The organism is Nocardia sp. NBC_00511, assembly GCF_045161165.1.
GTDB lineage: Bacteria > Actinomycetota > Actinomycetes > Mycobacteriales > Mycobacteriaceae > Nocardia.
In genome coordinates this window covers 4,056,884-4,081,712 of the sequence record NZ_CP107849.1, presented here as the reverse complement: position 1 = coordinate 4,081,712, position 24,829 = coordinate 4,056,884, and the positions used below count along the sequence as shown (strand labels likewise).

Annotated in this window: 31 protein-coding genes; 18 read left to right on the top strand and 13 right to left on the bottom strand. The window is 67.4% G+C overall.

What is annotated here, in order from left to right; genetic code table 11:
• The first annotated feature begins 31 nt into the window (after positions 1–31).
• Positions 32–487, top strand: coding sequence for a MarR family winged helix-turn-helix transcriptional regulator (locus tag OG300_RS19235; RefSeq protein ID WP_405497857.1), 456 nt, complete (start codon positions 32–34; stop codon positions 485–487).
• An 8-nt stretch (positions 488–495) separates the two neighbouring features.
• Here the strand turns inward: OG300_RS19235 and OG300_RS19230 are convergent, their stop codons facing one another.
• Complete coding sequence (locus tag OG300_RS19230; protein ID WP_405497856.1) at positions 496–1,125, bottom strand: LppP/LprE family lipoprotein; 630 nt, start codon at positions 1,123–1,125, stop codon at positions 496–498.
• A gap of 139 nt (positions 1,126–1,264) precedes the next feature.
• On the opposite strand from OG300_RS19230, the gene priA reads away from it, so the two are divergent.
• Genes priA through hisI form a run of 4 tightly spaced genes read left to right on the top strand, consistent with a single transcriptional unit; the run spans position 1,265 to position 3,939 of the window.
• Positions 1,265–1,996 (top strand): bifunctional 1-(5-phosphoribosyl)-5-((5-phosphoribosylamino)methylideneamino)imidazole-4-carboxamide isomerase/phosphoribosylanthranilate isomerase PriA, encoded by a 732-nt coding sequence (gene priA, locus OG300_RS19225; RefSeq protein ID WP_405497854.1) that lies wholly within the window; start codon positions 1,265–1,267, stop codon positions 1,994–1,996.
• Positions 1,997–2,000: 4 nt separating this feature from the next.
• Positions 2,001–2,813, top strand: coding sequence for an inositol monophosphatase family protein (locus OG300_RS19220; protein WP_405497852.1), 813 nt, complete (start codon positions 2,001–2,003; stop codon positions 2,811–2,813).
• Positions 2,810–3,583 (top strand): imidazole glycerol phosphate synthase subunit HisF, encoded by a 774-nt coding sequence (gene hisF / locus OG300_RS19215; RefSeq protein ID WP_405497850.1) that lies wholly within the window; start codon positions 2,810–2,812, stop codon positions 3,581–3,583. Before OG300_RS19220 ends, hisF begins: the two co-directional genes overlap by 4 nt.
• Positions 3,580–3,939, top strand: a complete 360-nt coding sequence (gene hisI / locus OG300_RS19210; RefSeq protein ID WP_405497848.1) for a phosphoribosyl-AMP cyclohydrolase — start codon at positions 3,580–3,582, stop codon at positions 3,937–3,939. The genes hisF and hisI overlap by 4 nt, the downstream gene beginning before the upstream one ends.
• On the opposite strand, the gene OG300_RS19205 is transcribed toward hisI, so the two are convergent.
• The 4 genes from OG300_RS19205 to OG300_RS19190 form a co-directional block, all read right to left on the bottom strand.
• Positions 3,936–4,430: a MarR family winged helix-turn-helix transcriptional regulator gene (locus OG300_RS19205; protein ID WP_405497846.1), complete on the bottom strand. Its 495-nt coding sequence runs from the start codon at positions 4,428–4,430 to the stop codon at positions 3,936–3,938. The genes hisI and OG300_RS19205 overlap by 4 nt on opposite strands.
• Positions 4,431–4,621: 191 nt before the next feature.
• Positions 4,622–5,218, bottom strand: a complete 597-nt coding sequence (locus tag OG300_RS19200) for a permease (RefSeq protein ID WP_405497844.1) — start codon at positions 5,216–5,218, stop codon at positions 4,622–4,624.
• Between the two features lie 138 nt (positions 5,219–5,356).
• A complete protein-coding gene (locus tag OG300_RS19195; protein ID WP_405497842.1) occupies positions 5,357–5,815 on the bottom strand; it encodes a peroxiredoxin in 459 nt (152 codons plus the stop codon).
• A 115-nt stretch (positions 5,816–5,930) separates the two neighbouring features.
• On the bottom strand, positions 5,931–6,236 hold the full coding sequence (locus tag OG300_RS19190; RefSeq protein WP_405497840.1) for a hypothetical protein: 306 nt from the start codon (positions 6,234–6,236) through the stop codon (positions 5,931–5,933).
• A gap of 133 nt (positions 6,237–6,369) precedes the next feature.
• Here OG300_RS19190 and OG300_RS19185 point away from each other — a divergent pair, with 133 nt between their 5' ends.
• The 12 genes from OG300_RS19185 to OG300_RS19130 all read left to right on the top strand — a co-directional run bounded on the left by OG300_RS19185 (position 6,370) and on the right by OG300_RS19130 (position 19,021).
• Positions 6,370–7,923 (top strand): anthranilate synthase component I, encoded by a 1,554-nt coding sequence (locus OG300_RS19185; protein ID WP_405497838.1) that lies wholly within the window; start codon positions 6,370–6,372, stop codon positions 7,921–7,923.
• Entirely contained in the window at positions 7,920–8,825 is a 906-nt protein-coding gene (locus OG300_RS19180; RefSeq protein WP_405497836.1) for a TIGR02234 family membrane protein, read from the top strand. Before OG300_RS19185 ends, OG300_RS19180 begins: the two co-directional genes overlap by 4 nt.
• A gap of 149 nt (positions 8,826–8,974) precedes the next feature.
• Complete coding sequence (gene trpC / locus OG300_RS19175; RefSeq protein WP_405497834.1) at positions 8,975–9,793, top strand: indole-3-glycerol phosphate synthase TrpC; 819 nt, start codon at positions 8,975–8,977, stop codon at positions 9,791–9,793.
• A gap of 8 nt (positions 9,794–9,801) precedes the next feature.
• Positions 9,802–11,088 (top strand): tryptophan synthase subunit beta, encoded by a 1,287-nt coding sequence (gene trpB, locus OG300_RS19170; RefSeq protein WP_405497832.1) that lies wholly within the window; start codon positions 9,802–9,804, stop codon positions 11,086–11,088.
• Positions 11,085–11,885 carry a tryptophan synthase subunit alpha gene (trpA, locus tag OG300_RS19165; protein ID WP_405497831.1) on the top strand — a complete coding sequence of 267 codons (801 nt, stop codon included), beginning with the start codon at positions 11,085–11,087 and terminating at the stop codon, positions 11,883–11,885. The genes trpB and trpA overlap by 4 nt, the downstream gene beginning before the upstream one ends.
• A 483-nt stretch (positions 11,886–12,368) precedes the next feature.
• A complete protein-coding gene (lgt, locus tag OG300_RS19160; RefSeq protein ID WP_405497829.1) occupies positions 12,369–13,541 on the top strand; it encodes a prolipoprotein diacylglyceryl transferase in 1,173 nt (390 codons plus the stop codon).
• A gap of 134 nt (positions 13,542–13,675) precedes the next feature.
• Complete coding sequence (locus OG300_RS19155) at positions 13,676–14,197, top strand: hypothetical protein (RefSeq protein ID WP_405497828.1); 522 nt, start codon at positions 13,676–13,678, stop codon at positions 14,195–14,197.
• Positions 14,198–14,449: 252 nt separating this feature from the next.
• Positions 14,450–14,941, top strand: a complete 492-nt coding sequence (locus OG300_RS19150) for a TM2 domain-containing protein (protein ID WP_405497826.1) — start codon at positions 14,450–14,452, stop codon at positions 14,939–14,941.
• A 194-nt stretch (positions 14,942–15,135) separates the two neighbouring features.
• Positions 15,136–15,891, top strand: coding sequence for a transporter substrate-binding domain-containing protein (locus tag OG300_RS19145; RefSeq protein WP_405497824.1), 756 nt, complete (start codon positions 15,136–15,138; stop codon positions 15,889–15,891).
• Positions 15,892–15,912: 21 nt separating this feature from the next.
• Complete coding sequence (locus OG300_RS19140; RefSeq protein ID WP_405497822.1) at positions 15,913–16,581, top strand: amino acid ABC transporter permease; 669 nt, start codon at positions 15,913–15,915, stop codon at positions 16,579–16,581.
• Between the two features lie 90 nt (positions 16,582–16,671).
• Positions 16,672–18,096: a pyruvate kinase gene (gene pyk / locus OG300_RS19135; RefSeq protein ID WP_405497820.1), complete on the top strand. Its 1,425-nt coding sequence runs from the start codon at positions 16,672–16,674 to the stop codon at positions 18,094–18,096.
• A 61-nt stretch (positions 18,097–18,157) separates the two neighbouring features.
• Positions 18,158–19,021, top strand: coding sequence for an acyl-CoA thioesterase (locus tag OG300_RS19130; RefSeq protein ID WP_405498595.1), 864 nt, complete (start codon positions 18,158–18,160; stop codon positions 19,019–19,021).
• A 60-nt stretch (positions 19,022–19,081) separates the two neighbouring features.
• On the opposite strand, the gene OG300_RS19125 is transcribed toward OG300_RS19130, so the two are convergent.
• From OG300_RS19125 to OG300_RS19105, 5 genes are all read right to left on the bottom strand, one after another.
• Complete coding sequence (locus OG300_RS19125) at positions 19,082–19,444, bottom strand: hypothetical protein (RefSeq protein WP_405497818.1); 363 nt, start codon at positions 19,442–19,444, stop codon at positions 19,082–19,084.
• A gap of 237 nt (positions 19,445–19,681) precedes the next feature.
• Positions 19,682–20,356: a low molecular weight phosphatase family protein gene (locus OG300_RS19120; protein WP_405497816.1), complete on the bottom strand. Its 675-nt coding sequence runs from the start codon at positions 20,354–20,356 to the stop codon at positions 19,682–19,684.
• Positions 20,357–20,407: 51 nt separating this feature from the next.
• Positions 20,408–21,070 carry a monooxygenase family protein gene (locus OG300_RS19115; protein ID WP_405497814.1) on the bottom strand — a complete coding sequence of 221 codons (663 nt, stop codon included), beginning with the start codon at positions 21,068–21,070 and terminating at the stop codon, positions 20,408–20,410.
• Positions 21,071–21,187: 117 nt separating this feature from the next.
• A complete protein-coding gene (locus OG300_RS19110; protein ID WP_405497812.1) occupies positions 21,188–21,946 on the bottom strand; it encodes an aminoglycoside phosphotransferase family protein in 759 nt (252 codons plus the stop codon).
• Positions 21,947–21,956: 10 nt separating this feature from the next.
• The gene (locus OG300_RS19105; protein WP_405497810.1) at positions 21,957–22,343 is read right to left on the bottom strand and encodes an acyl transferase; all 387 of its coding nucleotides are present in this window, start codon (positions 22,341–22,343) and stop codon (positions 21,957–21,959) included.
• Here OG300_RS19105 and OG300_RS19100 point away from each other — a divergent pair.
• On the top strand, positions 22,327–22,587 hold the full coding sequence (locus OG300_RS19100; protein ID WP_405497808.1) for a hypothetical protein: 261 nt from the start codon (positions 22,327–22,329) through the stop codon (positions 22,585–22,587). The genes OG300_RS19105 and OG300_RS19100 overlap by 17 nt on opposite strands.
• A 163-nt stretch (positions 22,588–22,750) precedes the next feature.
• Here OG300_RS19100 and OG300_RS19095 read toward each other — a convergent pair whose 3' ends face one another.
• From OG300_RS19095 to OG300_RS19085, 3 genes are all read right to left on the bottom strand, one after another.
• Positions 22,751–23,284 (bottom strand): hypothetical protein, encoded by a 534-nt coding sequence (locus OG300_RS19095; RefSeq protein ID WP_405497806.1) that lies wholly within the window; start codon positions 23,282–23,284, stop codon positions 22,751–22,753.
• A gap of 108 nt (positions 23,285–23,392) precedes the next feature.
• A complete protein-coding gene (locus OG300_RS19090) occupies positions 23,393–23,833 on the bottom strand; it encodes a hypothetical protein (protein ID WP_405497804.1) in 441 nt (146 codons plus the stop codon).
• A 41-nt stretch (positions 23,834–23,874) separates the two neighbouring features.
• Positions 23,875–24,759 (bottom strand): helix-turn-helix domain-containing protein, encoded by an 885-nt coding sequence (locus OG300_RS19085; RefSeq protein ID WP_405497802.1) that lies wholly within the window; start codon positions 24,757–24,759, stop codon positions 23,875–23,877.
• Positions 24,760–24,829: the final 70 nt, after the last annotated feature.

Below are 24,829 nucleotides of genomic sequence, written 5' to 3'. Positions count from 1 at the left end.
CCAGCGGGGGTTTCGCGGTTAGATTGCCCGCATGGACACCGCACCCGAAGGCCCTTCCGGTCGGCTGCGCGCCCTGCCGACCCGGCTGCTCACCCAGGCGGCCATCCTCGCCAACCGCGCCACCGACAAGGCCCTGGCCGACACCGGTTCCCGCCGCTACCACTACGCCATCCTGGTCACCCTCGACGAACACGGCCCCGCCAGCCAAGCCGAAGTGGGCCGCCGCACCGGCATAGACCGCTCCGACGTAGCAGCCGCCGTCAACGACCTCTCCGCCCACGGCCACCTCCACCGCACCCCCGACCCCACCGACCGCCGCCGCAACACCCTCACCCTCACCCCCGCCGGCCGCAGCCACCTCCACGACCTCGACGAACGCCTGGAACAGGCGCAGCGAGAACTACTTCCAGGCTTCTCCGGGGCCGACCGCGCCAACCTGGTGCTACTGCTCACCCGCATCCTGGAGGAGCACTCCCACTCGGATTGACCGCGGAATCAGCACTTGGTCGAGCCCGGTGTCTCGTTGCCCGCCGAGTTCTCCGGTGGCTTGCCGATCTCCTGCACTGACTTTCCGTCCCAATGGAATTGGGCGCAGTAGAAGGTGCCGTCCGAGCAGGCGTCGCAACTGCCCGGGATCATGTATTTCAAGCCGACCGTGTCGGCGGTGGTGCGGGACTGGTCCGCCGAGATGAACGAATTCCAGTTCTGCTCGGCCGTTCCCACGTAGCTGCCCTGATGGAACAGCAGGACCTGCATGGGGGAGCTCGCTGTTCCACCGTGGATGGTGAGCAGGTAGGCCGACAGCGTCGAGCAGATTCCGTTCACCGTCGGTTCCGTGCCGACGGGCGGCACCGACCACTGCCAGGTCGCGGTTCCCATCGTCACCGGGGCCAGGGTCGCGGCCGCGTTCCGGATGGCCGCCGGATCCGGGGCGCAGGCGGGATCGCCGGGGGCCGCCGCGGCGGACCGTGCCGAGGGCGGTAAGGCGGAGGTGGTCTGCGCACTCGCACTGCGCTGCGCGGTGAGTTGCCCACTGGCAGTACCCGACTCGTCGCTCTTCGCGCAGCCGGAGAACGCGGCCACCATGGCCAGCGCGGTCATCACGATTCCCACAGTTCGCAGCACGAGAAACCCCTCCCGATGAGGTCGAAGCCCGGCGTCCACCCGCCGATGTCAAGCATGCGCCTCCGGGCGGCGGCAACCCTTCGAATTCGGCGATGAGGCCGAAAGCGGGGGAGCCGGGGGTAACCACTAGGATGCTTGCGTGAGTCTTGTGCTGCTACCTGCCGTCGATGTCGCCAATGGTGAGGCCGTGCGCCTGGTTCAGGGGGAGGCGGGCAGCGAAACCAGCTACGGATCGCCGCGCGACGCCGCACTGGCCTGGCAGCAGGCCGGGGCCGAATGGGTGCATCTGGTGGATCTGGACGCGGCGTTCGGCAAGGGCAGCAATCGGGATCTGGTGGCCGGGGTGATCGGGGAGCTCGACGTCAAGGTCGAGCTGTCGGGCGGTATTCGAGACGACGAGTCGCTGAAGGCGGCGCTGTCGACCGGGTGCGCGCGGGTCAATATCGGCACCGCGGCCATCGAGAACCCGGACTGGTGTGCTCGGGCCATCGGTGAGTACGGCGACAAGATCGCGGTCGGGCTGGACGTGAAGCTGATCGACGGGGAGTGGCGGCTGCGCGGGCGCGGCTGGGTCACCGACGGCGGCGACCTGTGGGAGGTGCTCGAGCGGCTCGAACGCGACGGGTGCTCGCGCTACGTGGTCACCGACGTCTCCAAGGACGGCACGCTGACCGGCCCCAACCTGGAACTGCTCGCGCACGTCGCCAATGCCTGTGAGGCACCGGTCATCGCGTCCGGCGGCATCTCCGTCCTCGACGACCTGCGCGCCATCGCGACCCTGGTGCCCGAGGGCGTCGAGGGCGCCATCATCGGAAAAGCCTTGTACGCGGGCCGGTTCACGCTGCCCGAAGCCCTGGCCGCGGTCAGCTAGCCGGATGGAACTCGCCGAGCTGCTCAGCATCGCCAGCGATGTGCTCGACGCTGCCGCACCGCGTTTCGTGGAGGGGATCGGCGCTCCCAGCGCGGTCGAGAAGGGCCGCAACGACTTCGCGACCGAACTCGACCTGGAACTCGAACGCACCATCTCCGCGCAGCTCAGCGCCCGCACCGGCATCCCGGTGCACGGCGAGGAATACGGTGGGCCGCAACTGATCTCGGGCACCGCCTGGGTACTCGACCCGATCGACGGCACCTTCAACTATTCGGCGGGCAGCCCCATGTGCGGGATGCTGCTGGCACTGGTCCGCGACGGCGTCCCGGTCATCGGCCTGACCTGGCTGCCGATCCTCGGCCAGCGCTACGCGGCGATGGCCGGCGGCCCGCTGCTGCTCAACGGAAAACCGCTGCCGCCCTTGGCCCCCATCAAACTCGCGGGTGCGATGATCGGCTTCGGCAGCTTCAATCTCGATGGGGCGGGCCGGATTCCGGGCATCTTCCGCTTCAACCTGCTGGGCGCGCTGAGCCGGCTGTCCGGCCGCCAGCGCATGTACGGCTCGACCGGCATCGACCTGGCCTACACCGCCTCCGGAATTCTGGGCGGAGCCGTGGTGTTCGGACATCACCCGTGGGACAACGCCGCGGGCGTGGCCCTGGTGCGGGCCGCGGGCGGTGTGGTCACCGACCTGCTGGGCCAGGACTGGACCATCGAGTCCGGTTCGGTGCTGGCCGCCGCGCCCGGCGTGCACGAGGAACTACTGGATTTGATCGCCGACACCGCCGATCGAGTCCGCGGAGAGGCGGAACAATGACACTCGCGGTACGCGTGATTCCCTGTCTGGACGTCGACGCCGGACGCGTCGTCAAGGGCGTCAACTTCGAAAACCTCAGGGACGCCGGCGATCCCGTCGAGCTGGCCGCCACCTACGACGCTCAGGGCGCGGACGAGCTCACCTTCCTCGACGTCACCGCCTCCACCGGCGACCGCGGCACCATGATCGACGTGGTCACCCGCACCGCCGAGCAGATCTTCATCCCGCTCACCGTCGGCGGCGGCGTCCGCACCGTCGAGGACGTGGACCGCCTGCTGCGCGCGGGCGCGGACAAGGTGTCGGTCAATACCGCCGCCATCGCCAGACCCGAAGTGCTGCGCGAGATGTCGGAGCGCTTCGGCTCGCAGTGCATCGTGCTCTCGGTCGACGCCCGCACCGTGCCCGCCGGCCAGGACCCGACCCCGTCGGGCTGGGAGGTCACCACCCACGGCGGCAAGCGCGGCACCGGCATCGACGCGGTCGAATGGGCCGTGCGCGGAGCCGAATTGGGCGTCGGCGAGATCCTGCTCAACTCGATGGACGCCGACGGCACCAAGGCCGGATTCGACCTGCCGATGATCCGCGCCGTGCGCGCCGCGGTCTCGGTCCCGGTGATCGCCTCCGGCGGCGCGGGCAAGGTCGCCGATTTCGCCCCCGCCGTGCAGTCCGGCGCGGACGCGGTGCTGGCCGCCAGCGTCTTCCACTTCGGCGACCTCACCATCGGTCAGGTCAAGGACGCCATGCGCACGGAAGGAATCACGGTCCGATGAGCGCCCTGGATCCGTCGATCGCGGCCCGGCTCAAGCGCAATGCCGACGGGCTGTTCGCCGCGGTCGCGCAGGAGAAGTCCACCGGCGACGTGCTGATGATGGCGTGGATGGACGACGAGGCCCTCGCCCGCACCCTGGAAACCCGCAAGGGCACGTACTATTCGCGGTCCCGCCAGCAGTACTGGGTCAAGGGTGAGACCTCCGGCCACACCCAGTACGTGCACGAGGTGCGCCTGGACTGTGACGGCGATACCGTGCTGCTCATCGTCGATCAGGAGGGCGCGGCCTGCCACACCGGCACCCACACCTGCTTCGACACCGATGTGCTGCTGGCAGCGGACGATTCGGCCCGCTAGCCGTCCGGATCCTCGACCTCGAACTGCGAGATCGGCCGCCCCGAGCGGCCGATGCCGCGCGACATGCCCTTGTCGAGCTGCCCGAGCAGGATCTCGGTGAGCGCCAGCAGCTGTGCGGCCTGCTCCTCGTCGAGGCCGTCGAAGACCAGTCCGCGCACGCATTCCAGGTAGCCGGGCGCGGCCTCGGTCACCTTGCGGAACCCGGCGTCGGTCAGCACTGCCTGGGCGCCGCGGCGTCCGGTGATGGTGACGCGTTGGGCCCAGCCGAGCCTTTCGAGCTTCGACACGACATGCGAGAGTCGTGATAGCGATGCGTTTGCCTTTTGCGCGAGTTCACTGAGTTGCAAACGATGTCCGGGCTCTTCGGAGAGCAGAGTCATCACGAAGTATTCGAAATGCGTTATGCCGGACTCGCGCTGGAGCTGAGTGTCCAGGGCGGCTGGGAGGCGCGTGGTGAGGGCGACAAGCGCCCGCCAAGCTTGCTGTTCCATCGGATTCAACCACTTGGTCACCGTGCGCGCCCTCTCGTAGCAGCCGGGTGACGTGTGGTGCCGGCCGGTTGGAGAGCCTGCGATACAGCAACGAACGAGTCACCCGCTCGTCAAAGTTTGCCACGATTTCGCTCGTCAGTCACGGCGTTGCTGAATGACGTGACATCCATCACGCGTGTCGCGCGGATGAATCAGTTCGTGCCGAACTCCGGAGGATTGGGCGGAGTTTCGCTCGACACGCGCGGCTTTTCCGGCTCCACCGGACGGCGTTCGGCACGATGCCGACGGAATCGCCTGCGCGCCACGAGAAATGCCACGCCGAGGAACAGTACGGCGGCGATGATCGCGCCGGTCAGCGCGGCGCCGCGGAATGCGGGCGCGTCCACATCGAGAATGCGCTCACCGGCGTGTGCGGCATTGGAGTTGCCCAGCACGATGGTCAGCAGCATCAAATTCGGGATGGCCGTGATCAGGGCGAGGACCGCCGAACCGCCCGCAATGAACGGACCGCCCCGTTTGCGCCAACCGAGTCCGGCCACCAGCAGCAGCAAAAGTGGCACGAGCGTGCCGAGTAATCCGAACAGCAGTCCGTACCACATGCCCTTGCTGAAACTGCCGTGCACCATTTCGGCGATTCGCTGCGCCCACCATCGCGGAATGAACGCGGACAGAATCAGATACGCCACCCACAGCACCGCCAGGGCCACCACGACCGCGATGATTCGATTGCGCCACGTGACGAAGGTTGAACGCTTGCGCTCCGGCAGGTCCTCGCTGGGCGTAGTCATAGCCCTAGGTTATGCCTGCGCGTGCGACGCCGCAGCGATCGCCACTCCGGGCCTATGCCACATTCCGGGCGTACTGACGAACAATTCCGGACGGCCGTGTGGCTGCCCGGAATTACCGTTTCGTCGGTGAAAAGGGATTCAGCTGCGGCTACGCAGGAATTCCAGCGCCTCGTCGGCGTGTACGTTCGCCCGCAGCTCGCTGTTGATCACCTTGGCGATGGTGCGATCCGGATCGATGACGAAGGTGGTGCGCTTGACCGGAATCAGCGCGCCCAGCAGGCCGCGCTTCACACCGAACTCGGCGGCCACCTTCGCGCCCGGGTCCGAGAGCACCGGGTAGCTCAGCCCCTGCTTCTCGGCGAACCCGGACTGCACGTCCACCGAGTCCGCGCTGATCCCGACGCAGGACGCGCCCAGGGACTTGAATTCCGTTGCCAGATCCCGGAAGTGGCACGCCTCGGCGGTGCACACCGTGGTGTTGGCGGCGGGGTAGAAGAACAACACCACCGGACCGTCCGCGAGCAACGACTCGAGCGAACGCGGGGTGCCTGACTGATCCTGGAGCTCGAAATTCGGAGCGAGCTGGCCTGCCTTCATACCCGCACCCTACCCCGAATTCATCGTGCGCGAGGTATCGGCGATCGTGGTGCGGCACAGGCGGAATCGGTGCGGTGGTGCGCACCGATTCCGACAGCGGACGGCAAACGCGCGATCACACGCCGATCAGGGCGGCGACCTCAGGGTTCTTGATATCCATGACATCGAGGATGCCGTGCGCGCGCAGGAACGGCTTCAGCTCCCGGATGCGATCGGTGTGCTCGGCGTACTCGTCCGGGAAGTTGCGCGGATCGATGGACTCCAGCGCCTTCACGTAGGTGACGAACGAGGCGATGGCGGAGTACTTGCCGCCGCCGTTGTTGAGATTCATCATCCGGGGCGGCTGGCCGGGCATGTGGCCCAGCTGCTGCGGGGCCGCGTGCCGGGGACCCTCCGGTGCTATCGGTTGCGAGGGGTACATCTGTGTTGAACTCCTCTCGATTGGGGATGCCGAGTCTAGTGACGACCGCTCCATGTATTCGCCACAGGTGCGCTCTCGGCTGGGCCGCGAACGCGATTTAGATACCGGTTGCCCGGCCTGGAATGATGGCCCCATGCACGGCGCGCAGGGTTTCCCCCAGAACACCACCACCTCCCGGGAGCGGTTCCGGGAGCTCGCGGCCGACCACCGGGTGGTCCCGGTGGTCCGAAAGGTGTTGGCGGACTCCGAGACTCCGCTCTCGGCCTACCGCAAACTGGCCGCTGACCGGCCCGGCACCTTCCTGCTGGAATCGGCCGAGAACGGCCGCTCCTGGTCCCGATGGTCGTTCATCGGCGCGGGCAGTCCGTCCGCCCTGACCGTGGTCGACGGCGAGGCGGCCTGGCTGGGCCAGACCCCGGCCGACGCCCCGGTGGGCGGCGATCCGCTCGTCGCACTGCGCGAATCCCTCGAGGTGCTGCGCACCGAGCGGCTGCCCGGCCTGCCGCCGCTGACCGGCGGCCTGGTCGGCTACCTCGGCTACGACACCGTCCGGCGGATGGAACGCCTGCCGCTGATCGCCCTCGACGACCTCCAGGTCCCCGAGATGGTGCTGATGCTGGCCACCGACCTGGCCGCCTTCGACCACCACGAGGGCGCGATCACCCTGATCGCCAACGCCGTCAACTGGAACGGCACCGACGAACGCGTCGACGAGGCCTACGACGACGCGGTGGCCCGCCTGGACCGGATGACCGCCGCGCTGGCCGCGCCCGCCGACTCCACCGTCTCGGTCTTCGACACCCCCGAACCGCGGTTCCGCCGCCAGCGCACCTCCGACGAATTCGGTGCGGGCGTGCGGCGACTGGTCAAGGAGATCGAGGCGGGCGAGGCCTTCCAGGTGGTGCTCTCGCAGCGCTTCGAGATGGAGTACCACGGCACGCCGCTGGACCTCTACCGCATGCTGCGCGCCTCGAACCCGAGCCCGTACATGTACCTCATGCACATTCCGGACGGTTCCGGCGGCACGGCGTTCTCCATCGTCGGTTCCAGCCCCGAATCGCTGGTCACCGTGAAGGACGGGGTGGCCACCACCCATCCGATCGCGGGCACCCGCTGGCGCGGGGTCACCGAGGAGGACGATCTCCTGCTGGAGAAGGGCCTGCTCGCCGACGAGAAGGAGAACGCCGAGCACCTGATGCTCGTCGATCTGGGCCGCAACGATCTGGGCCGGGTGTGCGAGCCGGGCACGGTGCGCGTCACCGAATACCGGCATGTCGAGCGGTATTCGCATGTGATGCACCTGGTTTCGACGGTGTCGGGCCGACTCAAGCCGGGCAAGGTGGCCCTCGACGCGGTGCAGGCCTGCTTCCCGGCGGGCACGCTGTCGGGTGCGCCGAAGGTGCGCGCGATGGAGCTCATCGAGGAACTCGAGCCCACCCGACGCGGCGTGTACGCGGGCGTGGTCGGCTACCTCGACTTCGCCGGTGACGCCGATACCGCCATCGCCATCCGGACCGCGCTGCTCAAGGGCGGCACCGCCTACGTCCAGGCGGGCGCGGGCGTGGTCGCCGACTCCGACCCGGACTACGAGGACGTCGAATCCCGCAACAAGGCGATGGCCGTGCTCAAGGCCATCGCCGCCGCCGAGACGGTGCGCGCCTACCTCCCGAACGGCAAGACCGAATGAGTGATCCGGACGCCGATACGTCGGCGGGCAGTGCGGAAAACGCCGTGGCACAACCCGACTCGCGTGCCGAAGGCGCGGGCACCACGGAATCCGATGCCGCGAGCACGGCGGAGCGCGCGATAGCCGCCGATCTGGCCGACGCCGATGCCGCTGCCGGATCCGACGTGCCCACGACCCGTAAACGCCCGCTGTCGGCGGTCGCGCTGCTGGCCGTCGCGGCCGCCCTGCTGTGGGTGTCCTCGCGAATGAACTGGGTGCGGCTCGAGATCACCAGCGATTACGGCCTGCCGCGCCACAAGGATCTCGACGGCGGCGTCTGGTTCGGCGCGCTCACCCCACTGGCGCTGGTCTTCCTGGCCACCATCGCGGCCGTGTTCGCCACCCACGGCTGGTGGCGGCGCGCGGTCGGCGTGGTGGTCGCGGTGCTGGCGGCGGTGTCCGCGGTGCCCGCGTACGCCCTGCTGATGCACCGGGGCGCGGCCGAACGCGCGGCCCGGCTGGCCGAGTTGCACGGCGGCGATCACGCGGGCGCGATGACGACCTCGACGCTGCCCGCGGTGGTTTCGCTGGCCGGTGCGGTGGCCGCGTTCGTGGCCGGACTGCTGCTGGTCCGGCAGTCCTCGGAGGCCGCGCGGATGTCCGGGAAGTACGACAATCCGGCCAATCGCAAGCTGTCGGCGGCCGAGCAGGTTGCCGCACATCACGCCCGTGGTCAGGGTGAGGATTCCGGGTCACAGGGGGCCGCTGCGGGCCAGCTGTCGGGCCGAGTGCTCTGGGACGCCCTCGATGAAGGCGTCGATCCGACCGACGCGGACGCCAACGACGGTGACATATCTGGCGCCAACGGCGGTGCCGCACACGACAATCCAAGTTCCGGGGGAGCGGCCGCCGCAGGGCGCTGAACTGGGAACTGCAGTGGTGCCGCAGCCGACTCCGGCCCCGCTGTCAAGCATGGGAACATAGCCATTTACTCTTTATCAGCATCGGTGAGACAGCGCCTGGGGGGATTCTCAGGCAGCAAGTCCGTCTCCCCAGAAAGGATTCGAGCCAGATGACGGTACTCGACTCGATTCTCGACGGGGTCCGCGCGGATGTGGCCGCCCGGGAAGCCCTCCTGGATTTCCAGGCCGTGAAAGCCGCCGCCGCGAAGGCCAAGTCCCCGCGTGACGCCAAGGCCGCCTTGCACGCCGAGGGCATCGGCGTGATCGCCGAGGTGAAGCGGTCCAGCCCCTCCAAGGGCACGCTCGCGGACATCCCGAACCCCGCCGACCTGGCCCGTGCCTACGAGGACGGCGGCGCGCGCATCATCAGCGTGCTGACCGAGCAGCGCCGCTTCGGCGGCTCGCTCGCCGATCTCGACGCGGTCCGCGCGGCCGTGGACATCCCGGTCCTGCGCAAGGACTTCATCGTCGGCCCGTACCAGATCCACGAGGCCCGCGCCCACGGCGCGGACGTGATCCTGCTGATCGTGGCCGCCCTCGAACAGGACGTGCTCTCCGCCCTCATCGACCGCACCGAATCGCTCGGCATGACCGCGCTCGTCGAGGTGCACACCGAGGAGGAGGCCAACCGCGCCCTGGAGGCCGGAGCCAGCGTGATCGGTGTCAACGCGCGCAACCTCAAGACCCTCGAGGTGGACCGGGATGTGTTCGCGCACATCGCCCCCGGCCTGCCCAGCGAAGTGATCCGGGTGGCCGAGTCCGGCATTCGCGGCACCGCCGACCTGCTGGCCTACGCCGGTGCGGGCGCGGACGCCGTGCTCGTCGGCGAGGGCCTGGTGACCAGTGGCGACCCGCGTGCCGCGGTGGCCGAGCTGGTGACCGCCGGAACCCATCCGTCCTGCCCGAAGCCGGTTCGCCGGGGCCGGTGAAAGCAGCGATGACTCAAACCCAGAACGCTTCCGGTAAAAACGTTCTCGGCCTGCCGCAGGCCAGCGCGGGCATCACGCACAAGAGCCACGAGCCCGATCTGGGTGGGCACTTCGGCGTGTACGGCGGCCGCCACGTACCCGAGGCATTGATGGCCGTGATCGAAGAGGTCACCGCCGAATACGACAAGGCCCGCGTCGATCCCAGCTTCCTCGACGAGCTCGACCGGTTGCAGCGCGACTACACCGGGCGTCCGTCGCCGGTGTTCGAGTGCAAGAACCTGGCCTCGCACGCCGGTGGCGCGCGCATCCTGCTGAAGCGGGAAGACCTGAACCACACCGGTTCTCACAAAATCAACAATGTGCTCGGCCAGGTACTGCTGGCTAAGCGCATGAACAAGACCCGCGTCATCGCCGAGACCGGCGCCGGTCAGCACGGCGTCGCCACCGCGACCGCGTGCGCGCTGCTGGGCATCGAATGCGTCATCTACATGGGCGCGGTCGACACCGTGCGCCAGCAGTTGAACGTGGCCCGCATGCGCCTGCTCGGCGCCGAAGTCATCAGTGTGACAACGGGTTCGCAGACGCTCAAGGACGCCATCAACGAGGCGCTGCGCGACTGGGTCACCAACGCCGAGCAGACCTACTACTGCTTCGGCACCGCCGCGGGCCCGCACCCGTTCCCGCTCATGGTGCGCGACTTCCAGCGCATCATCGGCCTCGAGGCGCGCCAGCAGGTGCAGGTGCTGACCGGCCGCCTGCCGGACGCCGTAACCGCCTGTGTCGGTGGCGGTTCCAACGCGATCGGCATCTTCCACGCCTTCCTCGACGATCCGGGCGTGCGCCTGGTCGGCTACGAGGCCGCGGGCGACGGTGTCGAAACCGGCCGGCACGCCGCCACTTTCACCGGTGGCTCGCCGGGCGCGTTCCAGGGCGCGTACTCGTACCTGCTGCAGGACGAGGACGGCCAGACCATCGAATCCCATTCCATCTCAGCGGGTCTGGACTACCCGGGCGTCGGCCCGGAGCACGCCTACCTCAAGGACACCGGCCGGGCGCAGTACTACCCGATCACCGACACCGAGGCGATGGACGCGCTGCTGCTGCTGAGCCGGTCCGAGGGCATCATCCCGGCCGTCGAATCCGCGCACGCCGTGGCGGGCGCGTTGAAGCTGGGCCAGGAGCTCGGCGAGGGCGCGATCATCGTGGTCAACCTGTCCGGTCGCGGTGACAAGGACATGGACACCGCCGCCGAATGGTTCGGGCTGTTCGACAAGTCCGAGGGAGACAAGAAGTGAGCCAGCAGTCTCGTCTCGCCAACACCTTCGCGGCCTGCCGCGAGGACAACCGCGCCGCGCTGATCGGTTACCTGCCCGCCGGATACCCGGACGTGCAGGGCTCCATCGACGCCTGCAAGGCCATGGTCGAATCCGGTTGCGACATCATCGAAGTCGGCATCGCCTACTCCGATCCGGTGATGGACGGCCCCACCATCCAGCGCGCCGCCGAACAGGCCCTGGCCGGCGGTGTCCGGGTGCGCGACGTGTTCAAGGTCGTCGAGGCCATCTCGCAGGCCGGCGGCAAGGCCGTCGTGATGACCTACTGGAATCCGGTGCTGAAGTACGGCGTCGACACCTTCTCCCGCGACCTCGCGGCGGCGGGCGGCCTCGGCCTGATCACCCCGAACCTGATTCCGGAGGAGGCCGACGACTGGTTCGTGGCCTCGTCCACCCACAACCTGGACCGCATCTTCCTGGTCGCGCCCTCCTCCACCGAGGAGCGTCTGGTCAAGACCCTGGAGGCGTCCAAGGGCTTCGTCTACGCCGCCTCCACCATGGGTGTCACCGGCGCCCGCGACGCGGTCTCGTCGATGGCCCCGGCGCTGTGCGCGCGCATCCGCAGCCACTCCGACATCCCGATCGGTGTCGGCCTCGGTGTGCGCAGCGGCGCGCAGGCAGCCGAAATCGCCTCCTACGCAGACGGTGTCATCGTCGGCTCGGCGCTGGTGAGCGCCGCCGCACAGGGTCTGGACGCGATCCGGACCCTGACCGCCGAACTCGCGCAGGGCGTGCGCTCGGCAAGGGTTTCCTCGTAGCCCCACAGTATTTCGAAAGGGCGCGTACCGAATTCGGTACACGCCCTTTCTTTGTTTCAACCAGAAATTCGAACCTGTTGACAATTCCAGAACTCGGATAACTTTCAGTTAACTTCGAAATCAAGCTGAATCGCCCTGCGCCCCACAGCACCCGCACCGCACCGGGCGTGGCCGCCCGAGAAGAACATCGCCTTCGCGAACGTCTTCGTATACCTGTTGCGTTACCGGATTCATGATCGTCATCAGGCTTCCTGAACTACGGACCGGTCATGCCGATCGGCTCGGGCGCACCGGAATCGGCATCGACGAAGGCGGCGGGTTCGGTCGGCGCGGTGCTGTCGCTGATTCTCGCCATGATCAGCGATAACAGGCACAGGGGAGCGGCCGGACGTGGTCGACGCGAGATGACCGTGGGCTGAACACGTACCGCCCCGGGGGCCTGTGTCCGCGGGGTGGTGGTGAACTCCGCTACGGTGGGGACCCGTGACCATACGAGCCCTGGCCGAAAGCACCGGCGCCGAAGTCCTGGCCTACATTCCCAGCCCGCCGCGCGGGGTGTGGAATATCGGCCCGTTCCCGCTGCGCGCCTACGCGATCTGCATCATCCTCGGCATCGTCTTGGCCATCTGGCTGGGCGAGAAGCGCTGGCAGCAGCGCGGCGGACAGTCCGGCATGGTGCTCGACGTGGCCATGTTCGCGGTGCCGTTCGGCCTGATCGGCGGGCGGCTCTACCATGTGGCCACCGACTGGGAGAAGTACTTCGGCGCCAACCGCCAGCCCGACGCGCACTGGTGGGCGATCTGGCAGGGCGGCCTCGGCATCTGGGGTGCGGTGGCGCTGGGCGCGCTCGGCGCCTGGATCGGCTGCCGGGTGTACCGGATTCCATTGCCCGCCTTCGGCGATGCCATCGCGCCCGGCATTCTGCTGGCGCAGGCGGTCGGCCGCCTCGGCAACTACTTCAACCAGGAACTGTTCGGCCGCAAGACCACCATGCCGTGGGGCCTCGAGATCTACGACCGGTTCGACGCCAACGGCAACCCGGACATGATGAGCGGCATCTCCAACGGTGTGGTCAAGGCGATCGTCCAGCCCACCTTCCTCTACGAACTGATCTGGAACCTGCTCGGCGTCGCGGTGCTGCTCTACGTGGACCGCAAGTTCCGCATCGGCCACGGCCGCCTGTTCGCCCTCTATGTCGCGGTCTACTGCTTCGGCCGCTTCTTCGTGGAGCTGCTGCGCGACGACGAGGCCACCCACATCCTCGGCATCCGCATCAACTCCTTCACCTCGGCGATCGTATTCCTGTGTGCCCTGGCCTATTTCCTGTTCGCGACCAAGGGCCGCGAAGCCGCCGAACAGCTCCGCCCGGACATCGAACGCCCGTGGCCGTGGCAGCTGGGCGCCCTGCGGGCCTTCGGCGCCGCGGGTGCGGTCGGAACCGCCGTGGCCGTGGGTGATTCGACCGAGGCGGACAAGACGCCCGATTCGGATGACGCCGATTCCGAGGCGAAGAGTGATCCGGAGCCGTCCGAATCCGACACCGCCGAATCCGCGTCACCGGTCGAGACCGAGACCGAGTCTTCCGAATCGAAGGACCCGGAATCGGAAAAGGCGGACACCGTCGAAAAGGTCGAATCCGGCAAAGCCGAATCCTGATCCCGATGCCCCCGAATTGCCCTGCGCGCGGCCATGATTCGGGGGCTAGAATCGGCTCCTAGCCGCCGGTGGGAGAAGTACGGCGGGAGGGGGCGTGGGTCGACTGGCGGACCCGTGCGGAGCCAGGAGGACACGTGACGGATCCGTTCCAGCAGCAACCCGGTTTCGGTGGGCCGCAGTACGGGCCACCCGGAACCGGACCGGCACTCCCGCCGGGTTACGGGGCGCAGGGGCAGCCGAGTTATCCGGCGCAGCCGAACTATTCCGCGCCGCTGCCGGTGGCCATGCCCGTCGCGGCACCCCGGCAGCCCGGATTCCTGTTGGCCATCGGCGATATCGGGATCTCCGAGGGACTGGTCACCACCCCGGCGGGCACCCTGCCGCTGCGCGGCGCGGTCTGGACCGCCACCGATATGTCGCAGTCCTCGGAATCGACTCCGGCCTACGCGGTCGTGCTCGCCATCCTGTTCCTGCCGATGTGTTTTCTCGGGCTGCTGTTCCTGCTCATCAAGCAGAAGTCGATCACCGGGTATGTGCAGGTCACGGTGACCAGCGCGGGTCGCTACCACTCGACGCTGATCGCCGCGCAGAACGAGTCCACCTTCCCGATGGTCATGCAGCAGGTGAACTACGCGCGCTCGGTGAGCGCCATGTAGTTCGCCGCGCGCGGTGAACAGCGTTCTCCCGGCAACGAATCCGTCGAAGATCGCGATAACTGTTTCGAATCCGGTGGTTGTGGTCCGGGAGTGACGGAATACGCATCGTTCGGCACGACGAATACGTCGTGACCGGCGACAATGACTCCTGAACTCCAGCGTGGCGGCAATCGGCGCAGCCCGGCCGCTCGGCGGGTTCGCAACCGGTGGGGCCGTTCCGACGGGGGGCGGTCCGCGATCAGGAGGACGCGAGTGACCGACCCATTCGACAAGCAGCCGGGCTCCGAGGGCCCGCAGTACGGTGCGCCCGGCACCGGCCCGCAGTACGGGCAGCAGCCCTACGGGCAGCAGCCGTTCCCGCAAGGGCAGCAGCCGTTTCCGCAGGGCCAGGAGCCTTTCCAGCAGGGCCAGCAGCCCTATCCGGTCGGTCAGCCCGGCGGCTACGGCCAGCCCGCGGGCTATGGCGCTCCGGGTCCGGCGGGCCCCTACGGCGGTGACCCGGAGGCCCCCTACGGCCGGGATCCGTTCGGAGTTCCGCTGTCCGACAAGAGCAAACTGACCGCGGGCCTGCTGCAGTTGCTGGTCGGCGGCCTGGGTCTGGGTCGCTTCTACATGGGCTACACCACCATCGGTGTGCTGCAGCTGGTCACCTGTGGCGGTTGCGGTATCTGGGCGCTGATCGACGGCATCCTCATCCTCACCGGCAAGGTGCCCGACCCGCAGGGCCGTCCGCTGCGCGAGTGAGCGGCGGCGACACTCGCTCGTGAACGGGCGTCACTCGAAGGGGTGGCGTCCGTTCGCGCATATCATGACCTGCGTATCCGCACCAGGTTTCGGCTCACCCTGATGATTTGTTGACCCGACCAGTTGGTCTCTGGCGTACCCTTTGTCGGTTGTTCAACGCGTGGTGATCCCACGCCCGAGGAGAGGTCCACCCCGTGCGCCGTAAGCTCGCCGCCGTCATGCTCGCCGTAGTCGCCGCCGCCGGGCTGGTGGCGTGCAGTAGCAGCAAGGACGATGCGAACGTCCTGCGGGTCGGGACCGAGGGCAACTACTCCCCGTTCACCTACCAGGACAACGGCACCCTCACCGGTTACGACGTCGACGTGATCAAGGCCGTCGGCGACAAGATCGGCAAGAAGGTGGAATTCACCACCGCGCCCTGGGATTCGCTGTTCGCCGCGCTGGAATCCAAGCGCGTCGACCTGATCGCCAACCAGGTGACGGTGAACGACCAACGGCAGCAGAAGTATTCGCTGTCCGCGCCCTACACCGTCTCCGAGGGCGTGATCGTGACCAAGTCCGGCAACGACGGCATCCACTCGCTGGCCGACCTCAGCGGCAAGACCTGCGCGCAGTCCGAGACCAGCAACTGGGCCGACGTCGCCAAGACCGCGGGCTGCAAGGTCGAGTCCATCCCCGGCTTCGTCGAGGCCGTGCAGCTGCTCAAGACCGGCCGCGCCGACGCCACCGTCAACGACACCCTCGCGGTGAACGCCTTCACCAAGGCGCAGGGCACCGGCACCATCCAGATCGTCGGCAAGACCGGCGCCACCTCCAAGCAGGCCTTCGCCGCGCGCAAGGATTCGCAGGCGCTGACCGACCAGGTCAACTCGGCGCTCGATCAGCTGCGCGCCGACGGCACGCTGGCCAAGATCTCCGAGAAGTATTTCGGCACGGACGTCAGCAAGTAAGCCGCACAGGACATTTCGACGATGGACGACGCCACCTGGGCACTGGTCCGGCACAACCTGTGGCCGATGCTGAAGGCCACGCTCACCACCACTCTGCCGCTGACCGCGATCACTTTCGTGGTCGGGCTGGCGATCGCGCTGTTCGTGGCGCTGGCGCGGATGTCGGACAATCGGCTGCTGTCGGCGGCCGCGCGTTTCTACATCTCGCTGATTCGCGGAACACCGCTACTGGTGCAGCTTTTCATCATCTTCTACGGCCTGCCCGCGTTCGATATCGTGATCGACCCGTTCCCGGCGGCGGTGATCGCGTTCAGCCTGAACGTGGGCGGCTATGCGGCCGAGATCATTCGGGCCTCGATCCTGTCGGTCGACCGGGGGCAGTGGGAGGCGTCCTACGCGGTCGGCATGAGCTACCCGCAGGCGCTGCGGATGATCATCCTGCCGCAGGGCGCGCGCATCGCGGTGCCGCCGTTGTCGAACACCTTGATCTCGTTGGTGAAGGACACGTCGCTGGCGTCGACCATCCTGGTGACCGAGCTGTTGCGGACCGCTCAGATGGCCGCCGCACCCACCTTCGACTTCTTCGCGCTCTATGGTGTCGCGGCTATCTACTACTGGGTAATATGTCTGATTCTCGGCTTCGGTCAAAGTGGCTTGGAGAGCGTGCTGGCCAGGCATGTAGCCCGTTGACCAGGAAATAGCTGAACGGCTGCTTACGAGAACCGTATATGTGTGTGCCGGGCTCGGCATGAGGGTTATCACAGGTCTAGGGTTGAAGCCGTGATGCGACGAACGAAGATTGTGTGCACCCTCGGACCTGCTGTGTCATCCGAGGACCGGATTCGTGAGCTCGTCGAAAGTGGCATGGATGTTGCTCGCCTGAACTTCAGCCACGGCGAGCATTCCGATCATGCCGATAACTACAAGAAGGTGCGTGCGGCCAGCGATACGCTGGGTCGTGCTGTCGGTATCCTCGCCGACCTGCAGGGGCCCAAGATTCGCTTGGGCCGGTTCATCGGAGACGGCAAAACCGTCTGGGCCACCGGTGAGGAAGTCCGCATCACCGTCGACGACATCATCGGAACTCACGACCGGGTCTCTACTACCTACAAACATCTCGCCAAGGACGCCAAGGCGGGCGACCGACTGCTCGTTGACGACGGCAAGGTCGGCCTGACGGTCGTTCGCGTCGAGGACAACGACGTGGTCTGTCGCGTGACAGAGGGCGGTCCTGTCTCCAACAACAAGGGTGTCTCGCTGCCGGGCATGGACGTCTCCGTGCCGGCCCTGTCCGAAAAGGACATCGAGGACCTGGAATTCGCCCTGAAGCTGGGCGTGGACTTCATCGCGCTGTCCTTCGTGCGTTCGCCCTCCGATGTGGAGCTGGTGCACGACATCATGGATCGCGTGGGCCGCCGGGTGCCGATCATCGGCAAGCTCGAAAAGCCCGAAGCCATCGACAATTTGGAAGCCATCGTGCTGGCGTTCGACGCCGTCATGGTCGCCCGTGGCGACCTGGGCGTGGAGCTGCCGCTCGAGCAGGTGCCGCTGGTGCAGAAGCGCGCGGTGCAGATGGCCCGCGAGAACGCCAAGCCGGTCATCGTGGCCACCCAGATGCTGGAATCCATGATCACCAACTCGCGGCCGACCCGCGCCGAGGCCTCCGACGTGGCCAACGCGGTGCTCGACGGCGCGGACGCGGTCATGCTCTCGGGCGAGACCTCGGTCGGCGACTACCCGATCGAGGCCGTGCGCACCATGGCCCGCATCGTGCACGCCGTGGAATCCGAGTCCTCCACCCGGGTTCCGCCGCTGACCCACGTGCCGCGCACCAAGCGCGGTGTCATCTCCTACGCCGCCCGCGACATCGGCGAGCGGCTGAATGCCAAAGCGCTGGTTGCCTTCACGCAGTCCGGTGACACGGTGCGCCGCCTGGCTCGCCTGCACACCCCACTGCCGCTGCTGGCCTTCACCCCGCAGGCCGCGATTCGCAGCCAGTTGTCCTTGACGTGGGGCGTGGAAACGTTCATCGTTCCTCCGGTGGGCACGACCGACGAGATGATCCACCAGGTGGACAATGCTCTGCTGTCGATCGGCCGGTACAAGAAGGGCGATCTGGTGGTCATCGTGGCCGGCTCCCCGCCGGGTACTGTCGGGTCCACCAACCTGATCCACGTGCATCGCATCGGCGAGGAGGACCACTAATTTGAGTGCGTCGCTGGACGAGACGTCTTCGGACGTCGTCGCGGACCCCGAGGGGGCCGGTATGTCCGACGATCTGCGGGAGCTGTTGCGCCTGCTGGATCTGGAGGAGAACGGCCCCGACATCTTCCTCGGTCAACATCCCGAGAAGGTGTGGAGCCGCACGTTCGGCGGCCAGCTGGTCTCGCAGGCGATCATCGCCGCGGGGCGGACCGTGGGGCCGGGGCGACCCATCCACGCGGTCAACGCGCACTTCGTTCGTGGCGGAGATCCCAAGGCGCCGATCGAATATCACGTCGATCGGCACCGGGACGGCCGCTCCTTCGCCAACCGCACGGTGACGGCGTATCAGGGTGGCCAGGAGCTGTTCGTCATGCTCGCGGCCTTCCAGGACTGGGGTAAGGGTCTCGAGCACGGCGCTCCGCTGCCGGACGTGCCGGGCCCGGAAGGCCTTGCCCGGGTGGAGGAGTCGTTCGCGGGGCTCGAGGACAAGCTCGAGATGTTCGTCAACGCCCCGCATCCGATCGAGATGCGCTACACCAACGATCCCGCCTGGATCCTCAAGGGCACCGGCGAGACGCTGGACCACAACCGGGTGTGGATGCGCACCGACGGCGCACTGCCCGATGATCCGCTGATTCACGTTGCGGCGCTGGCGTATTCGTCGGACACCACGGTGCTGGACTCGATCATCACCACGCACGGGCTGTCCTGGGGTTTCGATCGCATCCTGGCGGCGACGGTGAACCACTCCATCTGGTTCCACCGCCCGTTCCGCTTCGACGACTGGTCGCTGTACGCCACCGAGTCCCCGGTGGCGGCCGGATCGCGCGGCCTGGCCCGCGGCCACTTCTACGGCCGCAACGGCGATCTGCTCGCGACCACGGTGCAGGAGGGCGTGATTCGCCACTTCCCGGCGCGGCGCTGAGACAACGCACTTATCGGGCCGTACCCCTTGGGGTGCGGCCCGATGTGCGTTGCGGGACCGCTAGATAAGCTCGCGGTTCTCTTCGAGTTCGAAATTCTCGCGCTGTAGGGCGTGCACGATGTAGGGGATGGGGTCCTCGGCGGAGAGTTCGAGCACCAGTCGCTGCTCGAGTTTCGTGATGCCCGCCTTGGTGAGCTGGCGGGCCTCGCCCACCAGGCTGAGCGCGATCTCGTAGGTGCGGCGCTGTTCCGGCTCGACGCCGGGATGCTCCAGCCGCCACTGGGTTTCGAGGACGGTGTGGGTGGGTTCGTCGCACTCCACCGGAAGTGTGAAGCGCCACGCGAAGATATCGCGATCGGCGACGTATTCGTCGACCACCCGGCACACCGTCTCGGTGACGCGGTGCAGAGTGTGAGGTGTCACGTAAACATGGAGCGAAACATCCGAAATTCGCTTCGGCATGCTCTTGATCCTGTTCTTGTGTCGAACCACCGGCAGTGGTGTTCGGCGGAACGGTAGGTGTTCCGCGCGGAAGTGTAAACCCTTACCGGACCAACCCGGCAGACAGGCGCATTGACACGCGGGCGTTCAGATCGCCCACTTTACCCCGAAACGTAGACGTTTCGAAGTTTTGCCGGAGTCGGACTGCGGGATCGCCTGCTATCCGGCCGATTCCGCGGCGTGCCGCGTCGGTTCCACTGCCGTCTTGGGGGATTCGGCCCTTCTGTCGGAATCGTCACGTCCGCCCGGTAATACCAGCAGTTGTGGCGGCTGGCCGTTCGCCGTCCCGCGGGTGCGCAGGGTCGCCTGCGGATGCTGATGCGCGTGCAGCGCCAGCAGCAGTGGCACCAGTGCCTCGGCGATCCGGTCGCCGACATCGCAGAACTGTTGTGGCGAAAGGCCGACCGGGTCGGAGATGTTCTCGCGGCCCACGTAGGCCAGATCGTCGCGCGCGGCGTGCAGTCCGACCACGGTGCGCGCGCCGCTGACCTTCGCGATGCGATACGCCTCGAGCAGCGTGAAGGTGCGCGGCAGCGCCTCGGGTACCAGGTCACGGACCTGGTCGCGAATCTGCTCGGTCATGGTGAGCACCAACTCGGCGCGGTGCACCAGTTCCGGCTTCAGGCGGCGCGCCTTGAAATTGGCGGCGTCGCCACCGAGTCCGACAATCGTCTGTGCGGCAAGGGGTTCCACCGGGAAGCCCACCAGCGCCCGTACGCCCGCACTCTCGGCGGATAGCTCCTGTAGTCCGTGTTCGGCAGCCACCGCCAGCGTGAGGCGCTCGGCAATGACGGATCGGCAAACATTTCCGCTGCACACGAACAGCACATGCATGCCGTCAACATAATGCCGTCGTTGCCGCTTCGAAATGCTTCTGTGACCGGATCACATGTTTGAATCGGGATGTTCATCCCTCGTCCGAATGTCGGTCGCCTGCCGTTGGTTCCCGTTCATCGTCTGCGCGGGTGGACAGCAACTCGACGCCCCCGGAATGTGAGCATGCCCGTTGGTTCCGGGTAAATCAATAGGAAGACAGTTTTGTCCGCCGTGATCGTAAAGCGCGGATTCGGTTACCGCCGGCGCGATTTCGGGCGCCGCGTCGCGTACCCGCCCGCGGGTGGAGAACAATCGGCCGCGAGCCGCCACGGTGGGCGCGAATCGCGCCAGACCCGTGGTCGCGAACATATCGTCGTAGACGGAATCGATTCCACCCCTTGCGAAATAGGCCTCGTGCCAGAAGCCGGTGCCGCCGGAGTCGCGCAGGAACTGCTGCCACCACACCCGGTGCGGTTCGGAGCGGGTCCAGCGCTCCAGGCTGTCGAGATCGCGCCAGTACTGCCGGGCGCCCCAGTGCGGCGGCCACATCGACCACACCACATCCTCGTGCGAGAGCAGTCCGTCGGGCCGGTCGCGCTGGGAGCGATACAGCTTCGGCCCGACGCCCAGTAGTCGCAGCAGCCCGCGGGGTTTGTGCACCCGCATGCCCAGCAGGATCACGACCAGATCCGGATATTCCGACAGGTCCGCGGTCATTCTCTCTACCCGCATTCGCGACCTCCGCACGCGCTAGCTCTTCTGTGCGGATCTACGACAGATCCCGGCATCCGGTTCGAAACGCACGCGTTTTAGCCCTGACCCGCAGTCTATGCCCGTTTCGGGGAGCAGTCACCGGAGTCGGGCGAGGATGCCGTCCACGCCGCTGTCGACCAGCTCGGGCTGCCCGGTGTCCATCCCGTAGAGCGCCTCGTACCACGGTCCGAGCCGACTCCAGACGAGTGCTCGCCGCCGCAGCTCGGCGGTGACGCCGTAGCTGCGCGCCAGCGCGTCCGCGAATTCCGGGGGTGCCTCCGACAGTCCCCACGCCAGGTCCATGGCGGCGTCGCCGAGATGCGCGTCGCCGAAATCGATCACGCCGCTGAGCCGTCCGCCCTCGACGAGCAGATGGTCGGGTCCGAGGTCACCGTGCACGACGGTGTCGGCGGGCATGCCCGCGAAGCCGTCGAGCAGCGCGGTCGCCGCCGCCCGCTCGCTCGCCGGAAGCAGCGGCAGCACCTCGCCGCGGAAGCTGGCGATGGCCTCGGCGCGTTCGGCCCGGGTCAGTTCCGGGTCGGGCAGACCGTGGCGCAGTGCCTCGGCCGGTGAAACACCGTGCAGCGCAAGCAGGAAGCTGGCGAACGCCGCACCGTCGGCGGCATTCGGGGCCTCGATGGGCTCCCCGGTGACGAGAATGTGCCGGACCACGAACGGGTCCTCGCTCGCGATCTCCGGGACCGGAACCGGCAGCGGCAGGGCCGCCGCCAGCCACGGCATCATGCGGGTCTCGCGCCGTAGTTGCGCGACCACCTCGTCGCGTCGCGGTCGTCGCTCCACCCAGCGGCCGTCGACCAGCGTGGCCACGGTGTCCCATCCGGCGCCCAGTTCCATGGGCATCACGCTAGTTCCAGGTGCCGCTGGCAACCTCCCATATACCGTTGTCGCCCTGCGTGGCCGGTTGGACGAGGTGCACCGAGAGCTTGCCGCCGTCCTTGTTGGTGACGAAAAGCACCGTCGGCGGACCGAACTCGGTCTGCACATCGGTCCAGCCGAAACGCCCTTGCAGGAACGACTTCGCCACCGACACCCGGTCCAGTCGCCACGGCTGGTGGCCGTTGTCCACGGCCTGCTGTAGATCGGTGATCTGCCCGGCGGTCATGTTCTCGCCGCTGAAGGTGGTGCCCGACGGCGGATAGCCGGTGGCGGGCGAGGTGGTCGGCGGGGAGACCGGCGGAACCGGCGATTGGATGATCGGCGGAACCGGCGATTGGATGACCGGCGGCGCCACGGTCGGCGTGACCGGAACGACCGGCGGCCGAGCCGAAGTCGACGGCGGTGGCACCGTCGTGCCGCCGGGCGTGGAAGACGCCGCCGTGGTGGTCGTGGCGGGCGTCGAGGACGGACTCGAGGTCGACGAGGTGCTCGAGCACGCGCCGATCAGGCTCGCCGACGCGATCACGCCGACAATCGATACGGCGACGCGTGAACCTCGCGAACGGGTATTCACGGACATGATTCCCCCTGCTGGCTGATAGACGTATGTGCCCGGGCCACTGAATATTTCGGTACCGCCGGAATACCCGTTACGTCTTCGCGGTGCGGGGGACCGCCATGGAAATCGATGTCTTGCCAGGCCCGTGGGCCGGTGCCGTGAACCCGGCCCCCTCCGACCGGTCCGGGTTCACGGCATATGCGTCAGCAGCCCGAGCCGGTCCCGCCCGATCCCGTACCGCCCGAACCTGTTCCGCCCGAGCCGGTCCCGGATCCCGAATCCGCCGACCCCGATCCCGCGGACCCGGTGCCGGACCCGCTACCGCCGGACCCGGTGCCCGATCCGCTGGGCAGCCAGCCGCAGATGCCCTGCCCGTTGTTGCTCACGTAGTACGAGATGCTGTCCGCGGTCCCGTTCTGCTTGACCTGCACCGCATACAGCCCGTCCTTGGGCGGATTCCACAGCATGGTCGCGGTCACCTTCCCATTGGAGTCGGCCGAGGGGGTGGCGGTCCCCAGTGAGGTGCCGGCGACGATGAACTCCACCGGCGTCATGCTGTCCGACCCGGTGAGCGTCGCGATGATCGAGCACCCCACGTCGACCCGGCACGGTGCACCGGAGGTGGCCCCGTACACCCCGACACTGTCGACCATGGCCTGAGCCGGTGCCGCGAAACCCATGGTCGCGGCCAGTGCCGCACCCGCGCTGACGCCCAGCAGGAAAAGGGATTTGGACATTCCATACTTCCTATCCGGCGCGAACCGCGCGCCGCGGCGGACGGTACCAGTGTCAAGCCCCCAATTGCCTCGAATCCGAAAGTGCTGCAAGGTGATTCGATTTGCACATCACTGTGCAGCGTTTTCGGTGGTGCGGGGCTCGGAACGGTCGCCGAAAAGCTCCCGGGAGCGCACCGCCGCCGGAATCGCCGACCAGGGCGCCAGCGCGGTGGTGAACATCAATTCGCACCACGACAGCGCGGGGACCTCGCCCGCGGCCAGGGTCGCCAGCAGCGAGAGTTCCGCGTCGTGTTCGGACCAGACGGCGAGCAGCCACATCGCGTCCAGTCGGGCGAGGAAATCCTCGGTGTCGGTGGGCAGACCGGGCGGTGCGTCGACGGCGAGGTGCACGGTGGCCGAAATGGCGTGGCGCATGCGCGCGTCCAAGCCGATCGCACCCTGGGTCAGCAGGCTCTCGAGATCGTCGCGCAGGTACGCGCCCGGATCTCCCGGAATGTGGTCGGGCCGGGTCGCCAGGGCCACGCCGGTCGGGCATTTTCTGTTCTCCATGGCGTGAATACAAGTCCCCGGAAATCGAATTTTCCAGAGTGTCAGCGGGTTTCGACCGATGCCGCCGAGTACTGATACTCGCCCGTATATGTTCCGCCGGACAACAGCGCGGTGCGCGCGAGCCTACCGGTGCGGATCGGGTTGTCGACCGGAATGCCGAGCAACACCTGCATTCGATCGGTGTGCAGTACCGAGTCCACCCGGAAGGACTGCACGGCAATCGTTCTCGGCCGGCCGGAGGCGGGATCGCGCAACTGCATCAGCGGCCGGTCGCGCCCGTATGCCGCGATCTCCTCGTCCCATGCGCTGCGGAAATGTTCGTACCGTTCGAGTTCGGCGAGAAATGCCGCCGCGGAGGCCGCGTCGCCCGCGCCGGCGAGCAGTCCGCGCAGCCATCGCACCAGCAAACGCACCTCGTACTCCCACTCCACCACGACGCTGCGCGCGGATTCGTTGCCCAGCAACCAGTGCAGCAGATTGCCGTCGGCGCGGATCCCCGGAAACGCCTGTTCGTAACTGTCGTTGCAGGCCAGCAGATTCCATCGGGTATCCAGATAGGCGGCGAGATTGGGTTCGTGCAATGTCAGCGCGTGCCGCAGGTCGTCGGTGATCTCGCCGCGCAATTGCCCGGCCGAGGGATAGTCCTCGCCGCCGAATCCGGTGAGATCGCGCAGATGCCGGTGTTCCACCTCGGACAGCGGCCCGAGTCGATCGAGATAGCGGACCAGCGCCTGCAGTACCTCGCGGGTCGGACGTTCGCGCAGGCCGTTCTCCAGATGGGTGATGTAGCTGGTGCTCACGCCCGCGTTGTAGGCGAGTTTCTCCCGGGAAATCCGGCGGGTGTCGCGCAATCTGCGCAACACCTTGCCCAAGGTCGGGGGTTGTAGGAGGCCCGGTATCGGGGCGGTCTCCACATGCAATGGCATGACATTCCTCGCTATCCAATCGAGTCGCCGCACACAGATATATGACATGCGCATTTAGTTGTCCACTGCT

What these genes read in the sequence shown, in the direction of transcription:
- OG300_RS19115 (WP_405497814.1), bottom strand. Translation starts at nt 21,070, where the DNA reads ATGCGGGTAGAGAGAATGACCGCGGACCTGTCGGAATATCCGGATCTG.
- OG300_RS19085 (WP_405497802.1), bottom strand. Translation starts at nt 24,759, where the DNA reads ATGCCATTGCATGTGGAGACCGCCCCGATACCGGGCCTCCTACAACCC.
- OG300_RS19110 (WP_405497812.1), bottom strand. Translation starts at nt 21,946, where the DNA reads ATGGAACTGGGCGCCGGATGGGACACCGTGGCCACGCTGGTCGACGGC.
- OG300_RS19205 (WP_405497846.1), bottom strand. Translation starts at nt 4,430, where the DNA reads ATGGAACAGCAAGCTTGGCGGGCGCTTGTCGCCCTCACCACGCGCCTC.
- OG300_RS19130 (WP_405498595.1), top strand. Translation starts at nt 18,158, where the DNA reads ATGTCCGACGATCTGCGGGAGCTGTTGCGCCTGCTGGATCTGGAGGAG.
- trpC (WP_405497834.1), top strand. Translation starts at nt 8,975, where the DNA reads ATGACGGTACTCGACTCGATTCTCGACGGGGTCCGCGCGGATGTGGCC.
- OG300_RS19140 (WP_405497822.1), top strand. Translation starts at nt 15,913, where the DNA reads ATGGACGACGCCACCTGGGCACTGGTCCGGCACAACCTGTGGCCGATG.
- OG300_RS19095 (WP_405497806.1), bottom strand. Translation starts at nt 23,284, where the DNA reads ATGTCCAAATCCCTTTTCCTGCTGGGCGTCAGCGCGGGTGCGGCACTG.
- OG300_RS19180 (WP_405497836.1), top strand. Translation starts at nt 7,920, where the DNA reads ATGAGTGATCCGGACGCCGATACGTCGGCGGGCAGTGCGGAAAACGCC.
- hisF (WP_405497850.1), top strand. Translation starts at nt 2,810, where the DNA reads ATGACACTCGCGGTACGCGTGATTCCCTGTCTGGACGTCGACGCCGGA.
- OG300_RS19090 (WP_405497804.1), bottom strand. Translation starts at nt 23,833, where the DNA reads ATGGAGAACAGAAAATGCCCGACCGGCGTGGCCCTGGCGACCCGGCCC.
- OG300_RS19200 (WP_405497844.1), bottom strand. Translation starts at nt 5,218, where the DNA reads ATGACTACGCCCAGCGAGGACCTGCCGGAGCGCAAGCGTTCAACCTTC.
- OG300_RS19185 (WP_405497838.1), top strand. Translation starts at nt 6,370, where the DNA reads ATGCACGGCGCGCAGGGTTTCCCCCAGAACACCACCACCTCCCGGGAG.
- OG300_RS19220 (WP_405497852.1), top strand. Translation starts at nt 2,001, where the DNA reads ATGGAACTCGCCGAGCTGCTCAGCATCGCCAGCGATGTGCTCGACGCT.
- OG300_RS19190 (WP_405497840.1), bottom strand. Translation starts at nt 6,236, where the DNA reads ATGTACCCCTCGCAACCGATAGCACCGGAGGGTCCCCGGCACGCGGCC.
- OG300_RS19120 (WP_405497816.1), bottom strand. Translation starts at nt 20,356, where the DNA reads ATGCATGTGCTGTTCGTGTGCAGCGGAAATGTTTGCCGATCCGTCATT.
- OG300_RS19100 (WP_405497808.1), top strand. Translation starts at nt 22,327, where the DNA reads ATGACCGGCGGCGCCACGGTCGGCGTGACCGGAACGACCGGCGGCCGA.
- hisI (WP_405497848.1), top strand. Translation starts at nt 3,580, where the DNA reads ATGAGCGCCCTGGATCCGTCGATCGCGGCCCGGCTCAAGCGCAATGCC.
- trpB (WP_405497832.1), top strand. Translation starts at nt 9,802, where the DNA reads ATGACTCAAACCCAGAACGCTTCCGGTAAAAACGTTCTCGGCCTGCCG.
- OG300_RS19235 (WP_405497857.1), top strand. Translation starts at nt 32, where the DNA reads ATGGACACCGCACCCGAAGGCCCTTCCGGTCGGCTGCGCGCCCTGCCG.
- OG300_RS19195 (WP_405497842.1), bottom strand. Translation starts at nt 5,815, where the DNA reads ATGAAGGCAGGCCAGCTCGCTCCGAATTTCGAGCTCCAGGATCAGTCA.